Source organism: Pseudovibrio sp. W74, from assembly GCF_001623085.1.
Taxonomy (GTDB): domain Bacteria; phylum Pseudomonadota; class Alphaproteobacteria; order Rhizobiales; family Stappiaceae; genus Pseudovibrio.
The window spans coordinates 38,368-52,481 of record NZ_LMCJ01000021.1 but is presented as its reverse complement, the minus strand read 5'-3'; the positions used below and the strand labels follow the sequence as shown (position 1 = coordinate 52,481).

Genomic DNA, 14,114 nt, shown 5'->3' with positions numbered 1-14,114 from the left:
TTTCAGCCTAGTAGATGGTCAGATTTTTGGCTTCTTCGCGCAACTCATCGCGAAATTGCGGGGCGGCGAGCTCAATGAGGGCGTGGGCGCGCTCTGAGGTGGACATGCCAAACAGATTGGTGCAGCCGTACTCTGTAGCCACATAACTGACGTCATTGCGCGGGGTAGTGACGATGTTCTGCAGGCGAGGGACAATCTTGGAGATACTGCCGTTTTTTGCGGTGGAATGGGCTGCCAGCACGGCAATGCCTTCTTTGGAGCGGAATGCACCGCGGACGAAATCCAGCTGCCCACCGCTGCCGGAAATCTGGCGCCAGTTGATGGATTCTGAGGCGACTTGGCCGAACAGATCAATCTCCACGAAGGAGTTTACGGAGACCATCCGGTCATTTTGAGCAATGATGTGCGGATTGTTGACGTAGTGCGCTGGATGACAGGCCATGGTGGGGTTGTTGTCGAGATAGGCGTAGTAGTCGAGATTGGAGAACAGCGCGATGTTAAAGACGGTGTGCCCGACATTGAGCTGTTTATACCGATTGGATACGTTACCAGCTTGTATCAACTCGAACAGCGTGTCCCCCAGCATTTCTGTGTGAATGCCAAGATCAGATTTTGTCTTCAGGCGTTTGCCCACTTCATTCGGGACGCCGCCAATACCGAGCTGAATGCAAGCATGATCTGGCACAAGTTCAGCAACAAACTCACCGATCTTATGGTCCTCAGGACTTGTCGGTTTCTTTGACAGGACCATAAGGTCGCTGTTGTGCTCAATGAGGGCCGAGACCTGAGAAATATGTACGAGCCCAGACCCAAAGGTGCGCGGCATATTTTGATTGACTTCAACGATGATCTGGCCGGCTTCAAACGCCAGGGGGATGGACATGCTACCATCTACACCAAAGCTGAAATAGCCGTGCTCGTCCATGGGAGAGACCTGAAACAAGTGCACATTGGGCTTGCCATGACGGGAGAAAACACCTTGTGCATACAGGCTAAAATGCTCTGGAAGGTAATGCGGAATGATCAGATCCGGATGGGTCTGCCTTAACTCCTTGGCGTGATCAGCAAGTTGACGAAAACTTCCTCCTAAAAAGGGGCAGAGCAGTTTGATTTGTTTGAGTACTTCGACATTTGAAAACTGATCGACAATCTCTTTGCGCGAGCGGAGCAGGTAAACATCTGGTGTGCTGCTGAAGTATCCGGCAGCAGCAGCCTCGCAAAAGGCTTGAGTAAGGCGAGGAGGGGTTCCGCAATAACACCCGAAGGTGATCAGCTTTGTATCTCTTGCAAGCGTTTTTATCGCCTCATCTGCGCTTATCAGTTTTTGTTGATACAGCTGATCAAAGTGGTCTGCAGGCATGCGGTTATGTCCGGGGTCCATCGTCAAAGAGGTCAGCTTGATCCTATCCATTTTCAGGAAATTAATTGTTACTGATCTACATTCTGCCTTAACGGCATCAATGGATTAAGTTGGAGTTCCGGTATGAAGAGCCTGTTATTCTTACCTGCAGATAAAGCCCATCTTTTCCCGAAGGCGACAGCATCGGGAGCAGGGTGTGTGGTGCTTGACCTTGAAGACGGTGTTTCTGAAAAGCAAAAGCCAGCAGCTAGAGATCTGCTGCGCGGCCTTCAAGATGAAATCCGCGAGCATGAGGCCTGTGAAATCGGTATTCGTATCTCATCGATGAGCACGCCGGATGGACTGGAAGATGTGTTGTGCCTGCTGGACCTGGCGCACCTGCCAGACTGGATATTTCTGCCCAAATGCGAAAGCCCGCGTGATCTGGAGCAACTTGAGCATCTGCTGCAGGGCCATCCTGGCAAGGAGATGGTGCGGGTGTGCGCGTTGTTGGAAACGCCAGCGGGACTGTCTAACGCAGAAGCGATTGCCTCAACTCATGCACCGCTTCATGCACTGGCCTTTGGGTATGCGGACTACACGGCAGAGACAGGCGGCACTATGGGCTGGAATAGTCTTGTTTGGCCCCGTGGACAGCTGCTGAATGCAGCCGTTCAGAACCATCTTTGGGCGATTGATGGCGTGTATTTAGACTTCAATGACCCTGAAGGACTTGAAGATGAAGCCCGCAATGCGCGAGATATGGGATATAACGGCAAGTTTGCCATTCATCCTTCTCAAGTCAGCGTTGTCAATTCGTGCTTTGAACCAAGTGATGAGGAAGTTCAGTGGGCCTTGAATGTGCTTGAAAAGCAAAAGGATACAACAGGACAAGGCGCGTTTGTTGTTGATGGCAAGATGGTCGATGCACCTGTGATCTTACGCGCAAGACGTTTACTTGGCCTGAGTGATGGTGATGATCATCCATAGTATGAACTATCTGTTAGAAACTTAAGTATTTAAATGACGCAATACTTATCATCACTGTATTAAAATAGAATAATAGTAAGTAATTCCATAATCTACCTTATGCATACATTTGATTTATACTTGGTATTGTTAGGTGGAGACAAGTGTTTTGTGGTGTTACATGGAGTAGGGGGAGAGTGTCTGGTCTCCGCCCGACTCATGACGATGAAATGATCTCAGGTGAAATCGCCTAAAAGCTACGTAGTTAGCCTAAGTTACGGAAATGTATGTCCTTGAATACACCTGATTGTCGTCCGCGGGTTTTGTATTAAAGAACAAGCCTTTTTAACTTTGAGTGACTGGCGAGAAACGTTGTTAACCGCGCTTGCATCCTTGAAATATCATCTCTTTTATACTTGGCTAGAGGTTTGTTAGGCTCGGGTTGAATGCTGGTGCTGCATACCTGCATTTGCAAAATTTAGCTTTCCCTGTATACATCTGGGCCGCTGCGGCCCGAACAGGTCAAGGAGCCCGTCATGTCTATGATGAGAGCGGCCGTTGTGCGCGAGTTTGGTGCACCGTTGGACGTGTGTGAAGTTGAAAAGCCTACAGTAAATGATGACAGTGTTCTGGTGAAAATTGAGGCCACTGGCGTGTGCCACACCGACCTTCACGCTGTTGAAGGTGACTGGCCAGTCAAGCCGACACCAGCCTTTATTCCGGGCCATGAAGGCGTGGGCATTGTGGTTGAGAAAGGCCGGAATGTCACTTCGGTGAAAGAGGGGGATCGCGTTGGAATTCCTTGGCTTCACACTGCTTGCCGCTGCTGTCGTCACTGTGTTGATGGCTGGGAAACTTTATGTGAAAGCCAGCAAAACACGGGTTACAGCGTCAATGGCAGCTTTGCAGAATATGCTTTGGCTGACCCGAATTTCGTCGCTCATTTGCCGAAGGAACTTGAATTTGCACCTGCAGCACCAATTCTGTGCGCAGGTGTAACCGTTTACAAGGGGCTGAAGGAAACGGAGACAAAACCGGGACAAACGGTTGTGATTTCTGGTATTGGCGGTTTGGGGCATCTGGCTGTTCAGTACGCCAAGGCCATGGGCTTGCATGTGATTGCGGTTGATATTGCAGAGGACAAACTGGAGCTTGCAAGATCACTTGGCGCGGATATGACGCTGAATGCCTTCAAGTGCGATCCGGTGGCTGAAGTGCAAGCTGGCGGTGGTGCTGAGGGCGTGTTGGTCACAGCAGTGGCTGGCAAGAGCTTCCAGCAAGGTGTTGGCATGTTGGCTCGTGGCGGCACTATGAGCCTTGTTGGTTTGCCTCCTGAGGACTTTCCACTCAACATCTTTGATATGGTGCTCAACCGCAAAACATTACGTGGTTCCATTGTGGGTACGCGAAATGATCTGCGGGAGTCATTAGAGTTTGCTGGTGAAGGCCAGGTGGCGGCGCATTACACTACAGAGCCGCTCGACAACGTCAATGACATCTTCGATCGTATGCGTAACGGCAAAATTGATGGTCGTATTGTGATGGACTTTTAAAGCCTGAGAAGACGAATGAATGCCGCAGATGCCAAATCTGGTTCTGCGGCATTTGCTTGTCTAAGCGTACCTGGTGAGACCGTTAGAAACTCGCTCATAACAGGTCGGGATGCGCACCAAGCTTCTCCAGCAGGCGGCTCATCTGGGCACATTCTTCTTCAGAATACACCTTGCTCAAAAGCGGATAGGCGACATTCGCCATGGCGCTGAGAGCGGTTGCGAGTTTGCTTTCGCCTTCCTCTGTGATGTTGATCAGGATAACCCGTTTATCCTCTTGCGAGCGATGCCGCGTGACGAGGCCTTGCTTCTCCAGCCGGCCGATGATCTTTGTTGCGCCACCTTCGGTGAACATCAGAGCACTGGAAATATCACTCATCCGCACTTCGCCTCCTGATTGCTGGACGCGTCCAAGAAGCTCTTTTTCTGACAAGGTCAGATCACACGCCTCAGTCACTGCCGTTTGTAGCTTCTGTCGAAGGCGAGCGGCTTGCTGCAACAGCAGATGCGCTGTCTGAATGGTTGCCTTTTGGGATTCTGGGGCGAAATCAAACTGAGTCATCACGTATCCGAGGTGTTACAGATAATACTTGACTGGATTATTAATCTAGTCAAGTATTATGGTCAATCAATCTTGACCGACTGTAAACAAGGATAAAAAAGTGTCCATAGACCTCACCCCATATAGACCCTCCAAAACCAGTTTTTTCCGCCTTTTACGGTGTATGTTTCGTCAGGGGGCGAGAACGCGTATGTGTCCTCCTGGACCACGACTTGACGGGAAAACTGTTCTGATAACAGGTGGATCAGCGGGTGTCGGCGAGTATGTTTCCCGCGGATTGATTGCACGAGGCGCCAAGGTTGTGTCTTTGTCCCGCGGCATCTCTCAGGGGAATAGAGGGGACTCAGACCTCCAGCAAGTTAAGTGTGATCTATCATGCTTGCAGTCTGTGGCGGATGCAGTTGGTAAGGTGGGGGACCAGAAAATTGATATATTGATCTGCAACTCGGGTGTTATATTGTATGATCACAAAATGGCCTCGGACGATATTGAAATGACCTTTGCAGTCAATGTCTTAGGTCATCATCTGCTGTATCGGTTTCTGATGGAGCAAGGCAAGTTTGCGGAGGATGCACGCATTGTGATGACATCGGGAGACGCCTATATCATGGCCCAAACCTGTGATATGAACCCGCTAAACTACTCAAGCAACAGGGTTTATGGTGGCAGCAAACTGGGTAATTTATGGCAGATGCGGGAGCTCGCGAAACGCTATCCGGCTCTCAATAGCTATGCTGTTCATCCCGGGGTTATTTTGAGCGGTTTTGGTGGGTTTGCTGAGCAAGGCGGGCTTAGAAGCTGGTTGGCCAAAAGACTGCTGATATCGGAAGAACTCGGGGCGCAGGCTGCTCTTATTGCAGCTACGCAAGATGTTCCCAGCGGAACTTATTGGCACAACGTCTGGGGCCTTATGGATTTGCCTGATGGAGATGCCAGTATGGATTATCAAAAATCAGCGGCTCTTTGGGATCAACTCGAACAGCTTACTGAAGCTTACTTTTGATTGCCTAAAGGTCGTGTGCCATGCCTGAGAGCTGCATTATGACAATATCGCAGACCTGAAGAGCGGACATTTTAGAGGTGCGAAGGACAAAGATACCTTCGCACGGGCCCTATATATGAAATACGCATAAGGTAGATTATGGAACTTAAATGGTAAAGGCCAGAATGAAGCTAGTCTGCTGAGTTTATGTGGCTTTCTACGGCCGTTGCTATGCGCTGTGATGCATGGCCATCGCCGAACGGGTTTTGGCGGTCGATTTTTGTGTGTTTGCATTTCAAGATGTGCGTGGCTTCATCCGTGATGGTTTGCTCACATGTGCCGACAAGTTTTGCAAGGCCGTTGGTCAATGCTTCTGGTCGCTCTGTGGTTTTGCGCAGGATCAGCAGCGGCGTTCCAAACTCCGGTGCTTCTTCCTGTATGCCGCCGCTGTCGGTCAGGATCAGATCGGCGTCACGTTCTAGTGCGATGAGCGCTTCATAGGACAATGGCGTGACCAGATGGATGCGCGGTGTATTTTTGAGTTCGGATTCGATCATGTCTTTGACGACCGGATTTGGATGGACTGGCAAAATGACTTGCAGATCCTCATGCGCTTCTGTGATGCGTTTTATGGCCTGGCAGATGCGGCGCATGGGATCGCCCCAATTTTCGCGTCTATGTGTGGTCACCAGCACCAATCGCTTTTGCGGCCCCAGAACATCTTTCAGTTCGTCGAGCTCGCGTGCCGGTTTGATCTTCTGTGCCAGATGTCGAACGGCGTCGACCACCGTGTTTCCTGTGGTGAGGATTTTGTCGTTGCTCAGGCCTTCACGCAGCAAGTTGTCTTTGGCGATGGATGTTGGTGCGAACAGCCTATGGCACAGTTGGTCTGCCAATCGTCGGTTGGCTTCCTCGGGAAATGGATCCCGCAGCTCACCACTGCGCAATCCGGCTTCCACATGGCCGACTGGAATGGCGCTGTAAAAACTGGCCAGCGCGCCGACGAAGCCTGTTGTGGTGTCGCCGTGGACCAATGCGTATTTGGGATGATGTACCGCAATGTATGCGTTTATGCCTTTGAGCAGTTCGCCAGCCTGATCGGCCAGCCTGTGACTGGTGCTGGATACGTCGAGCCAGTTGATCTGGTGGATATCAAATGATTCCAGAGCTTTGGATGCAATGTCGCGGTGCTGGCCTGTCATTAGAACATGGGCGTGCAGGTTCGAGCAGTTTGCGATTGCAGAGATGACCGGCGCCATTTTTATAGCTTCTGGGCGGGTGCCAATGATGCATAGCACTTTGTTCGGACCCGCTCCGATGATCTCTGGCTCTTTCATCCTATGCGCTACTGTCCTTGTGAGTTATTCGGCAGATTCCGCATTTGCCAGTGTGTTTCTGCCGCAGATATGAGCGTTTTCTGTAAGGAACTCTTTGATATCTCGGCTGTGTTTATTGTCGAATTTCAGAATGTGGCTGGACAACGAGAACAAGGCCAGCGGCTGTGCGGGCGAAAATCTTGCGTTCTTCAGACGGCTTTTCATGGTGCCGAGCGTGGTTGGAATTGTGCTGAAATCTGCTGTTCTCGGGTCGATCTCGAAGATTTCCACCACCGGAATAACCGTGTGATCTTGTGTGCTGAAGGCGGCGCTGATGGCGCGTTGCAGGTTGCGGCTGGAATAAGGTTCCATAAGCTTGGCCCCTAGCCCATCCTGCAGCAATAGAATGTCCATGGATGATTTCGCCATGAGTTTGTTCCATTGTGTGGCCAGTTTTCGTGGAATGGTCTTCAAATCGGTGTATCCAGAGATGGCAACAGGCCCCGGGAGGATGCGGTTCAAGATTGCGCGGGTTTGTTTGGTGTATCCGGTGACGAGTTGTTTGAGCTTGCTATCCAACAGCAGATTGCCATCAATTTCATCTGGTATATACCAGCCAGCAAAAACCTCAGTGGGATGAGCGGTATAGCTGATCTGCGCCTTTATCGCGGTGGCGAGTTTTTCGGTTTCCGCTAAGCGATTGTCCAGATAGGCTTGGCCATCTTTTTGCAGCTTCTCCATGAACGTTGGATCATACCGCAGGCCGAACCAGAGTTTGGCTCCGGCTTCATCCGCGCCCATGATTGCAGCTTCGAGCCAGAGTGGTAGCTTGATTTCCCCCTGAAGATCGCTGCCCCAAACAGTCCACTGGAGGATGGCTTCGTTTATGCCAAGTCGTTGATGTGAAAGGAGTTCACTGCGCCATAATCTAGGGTTAGGAAAATATTCATCGCCCCACGGTTGGATGAAGCTCATGTGTATAGGAATACATTCCTTGGTGCCGGAATCCTGCCGCGCATAGGCTTTAAAGATCATCATGAATGTGATGAGAGCGAGGCAGAACACCCCAAGAACGAAGAGTTTAGAAGTTTGCTTGAAGCCCGAGAAGCACTCGGCTGGTCTCACTGTCATCTGTGTTTAATACTTCGTGTCCTACACGCCCGAACACTTCCAGCTGAAGCAGGTCACCATAGGCCTCGGTGTACCACCCTCTCCACTTCAAAGATGCTCCCAGCCCTGCCTCGATCGCCACAGCGCTGGTTTGGGAGTTCCAGTTTCCGCTCCCTATGGAATACGCAAAGGGCGACAAAATCAGGTTAGGATCGAGCCTAAAAGTGTAACCAAGTCGGCCATCTCCATAGAATAGAATGGTTTTTTCCTTTTCGAAGAAACGACCACCTTCCAGATACAGGCTGATGTAGGGTTCTTTGTCGAGAGGCTCACCGGAGTAAAAATCGTAGAGCGGGAGGAAGTCGTTGCCGCGGGTGAAGGACCAAAGCACCCTCCCCAGCCAGTTGTCTTCTGTGATGCTGCCGCCTTTGAAGAACCGCTCCAGACCGATTTTCAGGTTTTGCGTCATGAGAGGCTTGAAGCGTAGGCCGACGATGGTCTGGTAGGTGTCAGGGTCCGGGCGGAAGCTGTAGCGTTGGTTGAGCCACTGGGCACGGGCGATGATCTCGAAGACGCGGCCATTCTGATAACCTATGACCGGAGGTCGCCATGCCACTTCCAGTGAGCCGAACGGGCTGCTGGATGGGATGCCAAGGATGGCGCCTGCAAACTCCTCCTCATCCTGCCGTGACGGGCTGGCTCCATCGAAGAACAGAAAGCTGATTGGGATTTCCAGAATGCGGAGCTGGCGCTGGAAACGCTCCAGCTTGTCCTGTTCATAAATGTTGCGCTGATGCTGGTGCAGCACATCAATCCGCTTGCGAAACAGGTCTGCGGCCTTCTTGTTTTCAAAGGCTGCCAGATAGGTATAGGCCAGATCTTCCTGCAGGTTCGCCTGATCTGGTTTTTCCTCCAGTGAGGTTTCAAAGCGGGTGACTGCCAGATCATTGTCGCCCTGAGCGCGGGCAAGGTATCCACCCAAAGCGAGTGTTGCCGGGTTTTTAAGGTCGGCTGGCGGCAGTTTTTCATATTCAGCCTCTGCTTCCTCTAGCAGATCCAGCTGGAACAGAACCTGAACTACGGAAAAGCGAATGTCCGGTGTCGAGGCGATGGACCGTGCCTTGCGCAGGTCCACCAGAGCGCTTGCCAGTGCTTCTGGCGACTGATTGCCCTGATGGAGCGTGAGCTGGGCCCGGGCGGCGTAGTAGCCGGCCATTTGCTCTTGAGAGAGCTTTGAGACATCCAGTTTGGCAAGGAGGTGTGCTGCCTCATCATAGTCCATCTGGCGCAGGTTGAGGTAGAGCAGTGCCATGCCAGCGCTCTGATCGTCATGCTCTTCAAAAGATTCCAGAAACCAGTCTTCCGCAGCCTCATACTCTCCCAGCTCCTGATAGAGGAAGCCAAGCTGGCTTGCAGTGGCGAGGTTTGGGCTGAGTTCATACGCTTGCTGTAGTTCCTCTCTGGCTTTCTTTTTGTCTCCCAGTCGCAGATAGAGGCTGGCCAGTGTCAGATGCTTGTCTGCATTCATGGGCTGAGCCTGAAGTTCCTGTTGCGCGCATGTCAGGGCCTCAAGATTGCGGTCAAGCACGCGGTAGGCCTCGCACCTGATCGCCAAGATCGCATCTGTGTTTTTGGTCTGGTCCAGTTGTTGCAGCAACATGAGAGCTCTTTTGGGGTGATTGAGCTCCAGTGCAAGATAAGCAGCTTCTAAACGGGTTTCCGCAGTTGGGGCCAGTCGCAGTGACTGGCGGTACATTTTCACGGCTTCCTGAAGTTGCCCTTCTGTTTTCAAGAGGCGCGCCAGTGAGAGGAAAGCCATGGCAAACATGTCTTTGCTTTCCTCTGACAGGTTTGCAGTGTTGGTGTAGCTGAAAACGTAGTTCAGCCACATGCGTGCTGTGATGCCTTCTGCGGTGCTTTCCTTGAGCATGAGATATGCTGGCAGAACCAGTGTCGGGTCCGGTTGCAGCTTCCAGTCCGCGATCAGATAGTCAAGCGTGCTGGTCCAGTCTTCATTGGTTGCAGAGACGGCTGCCAGATCAAACAGAAGACGTGCATAGGCTTTCTTGTCGTTTTCGTTGAAGGCGCCGTCAGCACGGGCTCTTTGGGCTCGTGCAAGAGCATCCTGAAGAACAGCGGAAGCGATGCGGTGATGGTTGGAGAGCAGGGCGACCTGCCCTCTTTTTGCTGTGATGCGCCAGTTGGGCATCAACGTTTCAGCTTCTTTGAGAACCTGATTGGCGAGATCCAGATCCCCTGCCCGCCGTGCCAGATCTGAAAGGGTTTGCAATAACTCGACCCAGGCTTCCGGAGATTTCTGCTGGTCGGTAAACTGGGTGATGGCGCGCAGTTCCACCAGCGCGTTGATGGCTTGTGTTTCCCAGCCGTTGTTAAGAGCGAGCATACTGAGTTGCAGGCCGTATTCCGGGCTTCGGGTGAGTTTGATCAGCAATCGGCCTGCGGTGACCGCTCTGGTATCATCTCCTGCGCGAATGGCGATGTCTGCCAGTGCCAGATAGTAGTTGGCGGCTTCTTCCGGGCCAGAGGCTTTGGTGTCGAGGATCCTGCCATCCGCTGTCAGAAGCGCCATTTCTGCCTCGGCGCTGGAGCCTTTTTTCACCAGAGCGTAGGCCAGCTGAACGCGCGTGGACAGTCCCAGTTGATCAATGCGCCCGGGGTTGAGGAAGCTCAGTAACTCATCCAGATGACCAGAATTGAGCGCGCTGGCGGCCAGAGCTCTGGCGAATGTGCGTTGTTCTAAAGCGGAGGATTGGCGGCCCGTAAACAGTCCATTCATTTCACCACGCAGCAGCAAGCGGTAGGCTTCTTCGTCTTTGCCTTGCGCAAGAAAGAGGAAGGCTTCGTTCAAAATTGCTGTGCGCTGGGTTCTTGGTGCGTTGTCCAGCTTGGAAAGCTCGTCCCATTCGCTTCGGGCTTCTTCCAGCTGATTGAAGTTGCGCAAAAGATCCGCTCTGATGAGCCTTTGTCTTGGGGTGGCAGCGCCCAATTCCCGCAAAATGTTCAGTGCATGGAGAGCTTCCTTGGTTTTGCCAAGCTTGATGGCTGCTTCTGCTGCGCCTGCGAGGGCTTCCTCTCGGTTGCTCGGCAGTAATTTGCCAGTCTCTATCGCCAGCCGGAAATCATCAAAGGCTTCCGCATACTCGCCCGTGAGCATTTGCAGGTGGCCGAGCGAAAGATAGCCGCGGCTGAAAGCGGGGGCTTGAGATTGGAGGATCTCTAATTGGTCAATTGCTGCGATCGGGCGATTGAGGCCGATGAGCAGCTGGATTTTTTGCCAGCGGGCCACAAGATGATCAGGGTCTTGTTTCAGCAGCTCATCCAGTTCTTTCAGCGCATCTTCACTTCGCCCCTCTGCCAGCAGGCGGTAGGCAAGGTCCAGCAAGGGATAGGAGCGGTAGCCACGCCATGTGCTTTGCAGCAGGGATTGGCTGTCCTGTCGGTCCTTCAGCAAGCTGATGTAGTACTCGTCTTTTTGCTGGAGAGTGTAAGGCGCAGGGCTGGCTCTCTGTGAAGGCGGTGCTGGATTTTGCGATTGTGTTGGGATGGATAAGCCAAGCGCAAACATGATGACCCACAGCAGATAGAATGCCGAGTTTCGGTTGGCATTTCCACGTGTGTTGTGGGGCGTTTGGGGCCGGGTCATGTTTGTGCTTCCTGCTCTACAGGAATTGCAAGCTCCAGACTTTCTTCCTCCGGATAGTCATGAGCGGTCTTGTCCCAACCGATGACTTCGCCGGTGCCCAGATGCCGGATCCATGTTTTGATGGCGCGCATCATGGCGATGTAGTTGATGATGATGGATACGAAGTAGCGCAGGGTCACAGGTGCCAATGCACGCAGACCATAATGGTAACCTGTCCAGATATGGCGCTGGATAAGGCGGTGGGCGAGCAGGAGCACGTTGAACCAGATTACATACCAAAATGGGCTGTCTTCTGGCAGAAGTGGCGGCAAATGGTAGGCATCCGGTGCCAGACGCTCATAGAGGCGAAGGCCCCAGTAGAAGAAAAGCGAGATGTACCCGATGATGATGGCATGGCTGAAGAACACCATCTTCCTGTCGCGCCAATAAAAGTATTTATCAGCGAGCCCTCCTTTCCACCCCAGCTGTGCCCAGCCCTGAAACGCGATGCCGATGGTCCAGCGGGTTTTCTGGCGTACGCTTTGCCAGAAGCCGGAGGGAAACAGCTCCTGCGTGACTGCAAAGTCTGTGTGATCGCTTTTCTTTGCCGGGTGGACCCAGAGCAGGCGGTGGGTGAGCCCCTTCCCTGTGAGCCGCATGGCGAGGTCGTAGTCTTCCGTCAAGGAGCCAATGTTGAAGACTTCCGGTATGCCGTTTTCATCTGTGCCGGAGATGGATTTGGCTGTCTCGATGGTTTTCTTGGAGTAGCAGGTGCCAACACCAGCGCCCGGAACTGTTCCGGTCAAGAAGCCCCTGACGAGAACTTCCTTGGAATGGAACTCAGCAAACTCGTCCATATAGTGGCCAGCTGTCAGGTTCCGGCGTCTACGGGGTAAGGAGAGCACAGGCAGTTGCACCACATCAGCAAGTTCAAGGCTGGCGTTGAAGATGTGTAGAGCGTTTGGGTTGAGGATGTCTTCGGCGTCCTGCATGACGATGCCGGCAAAGGAGATGTTCTGTTCCTGTTCGAACCTCTCTATTTCGGCAATGATGGTGTTGACGCAGTCGGCTTTGCAGGTTGGGCCGTCATTGTTGGTGGTAACGACACGCAAATTGTCATGTTCGGCTGCCAGACGATTTGCAGCCTTCTGTGTGGCTTCATCATTGGGGTAGACACCGATGAAGATCCAATAGGATGGATAGTCCAGCCTGCGCATGATGCCTGTGACGGCGGGATAGAGGATTGTGGCTTCATCCCACGCGGGCAACATGATGGCCAGCGGTCTGGGTGGGACGTGCCCTGTTTCTTCAAACAGGCGTTCTTCAGTTCTGCCCACTAATGGGCCGCGATACCAGGCGACAAAGGTGTAATAGAGGGTGTCAACGAACAGGTCATCTGCGCCAGATACAGCAAAAACGTATGAGGCGACGAGAAAGAGGCCCTGCGTAACAAGAAACAATAATACAAATGCATCTGTTACCAGCATACTCTGGTGCACTCCTTCGCAGTAACCTGATTAAAGTTACCCTAGGAGATTCGAGAGAATGTCCTCAGTCATGGGATGTGCTCAGAGGATTGGGCTGAGGCAGTTATGACGTGGGAGGGAGTGCTGAGGCCCCCTCCGTTTACAGTTTGTTTCGCATCGTTAATTGTCGCAGATTCAGGCCAAAGTTTTACTCTTTTGCATATCAACGATATCCGCTTCAGAGAAACCAAGCTGCTGTAAAACCTGTGCAGTATCGTCTCCGGTTCTTCCTGCTGGTTCAGGTGTTTGCGGAACTGTGCGGCTGAAGCGCGGTGCGGGTGCTGCCTGGGTGACGCCGTTGAGGCGGATGCGGTTGCCGCGCTCGGTGTTGAGAGAGGCTGCGTTTGCCTCCTCAATGGAGAGCACAGGGGCAACGCAAGCGTCAGTTCCCGCAAAGACGCCGGTCCAGTGGTCCAGCGTATTCGCCTTGATGGCAGTGCCGATTTGCTCTTCCAGTTGAGGCCATTCTTTCATGTTCATCTGGATCTTGGAAAGCTCTTGCGGGAGGTCCAGCCCTTTTAGCAGCAAAGCGAAGAACTGGGGCTCCAGAGAACCGACGGACAGATAGCGGCCATCTGAGGTTTCATAGCAGCGATAGAACGGAGCGCCGCCATCCAGCAGGTTCGTTTGGCGTTTGTCCTGCCAAAGCCCGCGACCCAGCAGGGAGTAGATCAGCCCCATCATGGCTGGCACGCCGTCGACCATGGCTGCATCGATCACCTGCCCTTTGCCGCTTCTGGTGCGCTCAAACAATGCTGACAGCACACCCAGCAGCAGGAACATGGACCCGCCGCCGTAGTCTGCCGCCATGTTGAGCGGTGGGACTGGTGGGCGGCTTTCTTCACCAATGGCGTGGAGCATGCCGGTCATGGCGAGGTAATTGAGGTCGTGGCCGGCGGAATGAGCTAATGGCCCGTCCTGCCCCCAGCCGGTCATGCGGCCATAGATCAGGCCCGGGTTCTTCGTGAGGCATTCGTCCGGCCCAAGGCCAAGGCGCTCCATTACGCCGGGGCGGAAGCCTTCGATCAGGATGTCGGCTTTCTCAACGAGGGAGAAGAAGACTTTGACTGCCTCTTCGCTCTTCATGTTGAGCGCGATGGACTTCTTGCCTCTGCGG

Annotated in this window: 10 protein-coding genes; 3 read left to right on the top strand and 7 right to left on the bottom strand. The window is 52.8% G+C overall.

Annotated features, from left to right (window positions below):
- Positions 1 to 7: 7 nt before the first annotated feature.
- Positions 8 to 1,360, bottom strand: coding sequence for an acetyl-CoA hydrolase/transferase C-terminal domain-containing protein (locus PsW74_RS14840; RefSeq protein WP_063288892.1), 1,353 nt, complete (start codon positions 1,358 to 1,360; stop codon positions 8 to 10).
- A 123-nt stretch (positions 1,361 to 1,483) separates the two neighbouring features.
- Here PsW74_RS14840 and PsW74_RS14835 point away from each other — a divergent pair, with 123 nt between their 5' ends.
- Together PsW74_RS14835 and PsW74_RS14830 are read left to right on the top strand one after the other, a co-directional pair.
- Positions 1,484 to 2,329 (top strand): CoA ester lyase, encoded by an 846-nt coding sequence (locus PsW74_RS14835; protein WP_082830581.1) that lies wholly within the window; start codon positions 1,484 to 1,486, stop codon positions 2,327 to 2,329.
- Positions 2,330 to 2,844: 515 nt separating this feature from the next.
- Positions 2,845 to 3,861: a zinc-dependent alcohol dehydrogenase gene (locus PsW74_RS14830; protein ID WP_057461165.1), complete on the top strand. Its 1,017-nt coding sequence runs from the start codon at positions 2,845 to 2,847 to the stop codon at positions 3,859 to 3,861.
- Between the two features lie 94 nt (positions 3,862 to 3,955).
- On the opposite strand, the gene PsW74_RS14825 is transcribed toward PsW74_RS14830, so the two are convergent.
- Positions 3,956 to 4,420: a MarR family transcriptional regulator gene (locus tag PsW74_RS14825; RefSeq protein WP_057461164.1), complete on the bottom strand. Its 465-nt coding sequence runs from the start codon at positions 4,418 to 4,420 to the stop codon at positions 3,956 to 3,958.
- 163 nt (positions 4,421 to 4,583) lie between these two features.
- On the opposite strand from PsW74_RS14825, the gene PsW74_RS14820 reads away from it, so the two are divergent.
- Complete coding sequence (locus PsW74_RS14820; protein ID WP_082830580.1) at positions 4,584 to 5,423, top strand: SDR family NAD(P)-dependent oxidoreductase; 840 nt, start codon at positions 4,584 to 4,586, stop codon at positions 5,421 to 5,423.
- Between the two features lie 170 nt (positions 5,424 to 5,593).
- Here the strand turns inward: PsW74_RS14820 and wecB are convergent, their stop codons facing one another.
- The 5 genes from wecB to PsW74_RS14795 all read right to left on the bottom strand — a co-directional run.
- Positions 5,594 to 6,739 carry a UDP-N-acetylglucosamine 2-epimerase (non-hydrolyzing) gene (wecB, locus tag PsW74_RS14815; RefSeq protein WP_063288766.1) on the bottom strand — a complete coding sequence of 382 codons (1,146 nt, stop codon included), beginning with the start codon at positions 6,737 to 6,739 and terminating at the stop codon, positions 5,594 to 5,596.
- Between the two features lie 24 nt (positions 6,740 to 6,763).
- Positions 6,764 to 7,849, bottom strand: coding sequence for a DUF4434 domain-containing protein (locus tag PsW74_RS14810; RefSeq protein WP_208987998.1), 1,086 nt, complete (start codon positions 7,847 to 7,849; stop codon positions 6,764 to 6,766).
- On the bottom strand, positions 7,800 to 11,492 hold the full coding sequence (locus PsW74_RS14805; protein WP_082830579.1) for a tetratricopeptide repeat protein: 3,693 nt from the start codon (positions 11,490 to 11,492) through the stop codon (positions 7,800 to 7,802). Before PsW74_RS14805 ends, PsW74_RS14810 begins: the two co-directional genes overlap by 50 nt.
- On the bottom strand, positions 11,489 to 12,958 hold the full coding sequence (locus tag PsW74_RS14800) for a glycosyltransferase (RefSeq protein WP_063288765.1): 1,470 nt from the start codon (positions 12,956 to 12,958) through the stop codon (positions 11,489 to 11,491). Before PsW74_RS14800 ends, PsW74_RS14805 begins: the two co-directional genes overlap by 4 nt.
- Before the next feature lie 174 nt (positions 12,959 to 13,132).
- A partial coding sequence (locus PsW74_RS14795; RefSeq protein ID WP_208987997.1) for a CaiB/BaiF CoA-transferase family protein occupies positions 13,133 to 14,114 on the bottom strand: 982 nt, incomplete at its 5' end.

Coding starts and splice junctions, on each gene's coding strand:
- PsW74_RS14800 (WP_063288765.1), bottom strand. CDS start 12,958: ATGCTGGTAACAGATGCATTTGTATTATTGTTTCTTGTTACGCAGGGC.
- PsW74_RS14810 (WP_208987998.1), bottom strand. CDS start 7,849: ATGACAGTGAGACCAGCCGAGTGCTTCTCGGGCTTCAAGCAAACTTCT.
- PsW74_RS14830 (WP_057461165.1), top strand. CDS start 2,845: ATGTCTATGATGAGAGCGGCCGTTGTGCGCGAGTTTGGTGCACCGTTG.
- PsW74_RS14805 (WP_082830579.1), bottom strand. CDS start 11,492: ATGACCCGGCCCCAAACGCCCCACAACACACGTGGAAATGCCAACCGA.
- PsW74_RS14820 (WP_082830580.1), top strand. CDS start 4,584: ATGTTTCGTCAGGGGGCGAGAACGCGTATGTGTCCTCCTGGACCACGA.
- PsW74_RS14825 (WP_057461164.1), bottom strand. CDS start 4,420: ATGACTCAGTTTGATTTCGCCCCAGAATCCCAAAAGGCAACCATTCAG.
- PsW74_RS14835 (WP_082830581.1), top strand. CDS start 1,484: ATGAAGAGCCTGTTATTCTTACCTGCAGATAAAGCCCATCTTTTCCCG.
- wecB (WP_063288766.1), bottom strand. CDS start 6,739: ATGAAAGAGCCAGAGATCATCGGAGCGGGTCCGAACAAAGTGCTATGC.
- PsW74_RS14840 (WP_063288892.1), bottom strand. CDS start 1,360: ATGCCTGCAGACCACTTTGATCAGCTGTATCAACAAAAACTGATAAGC.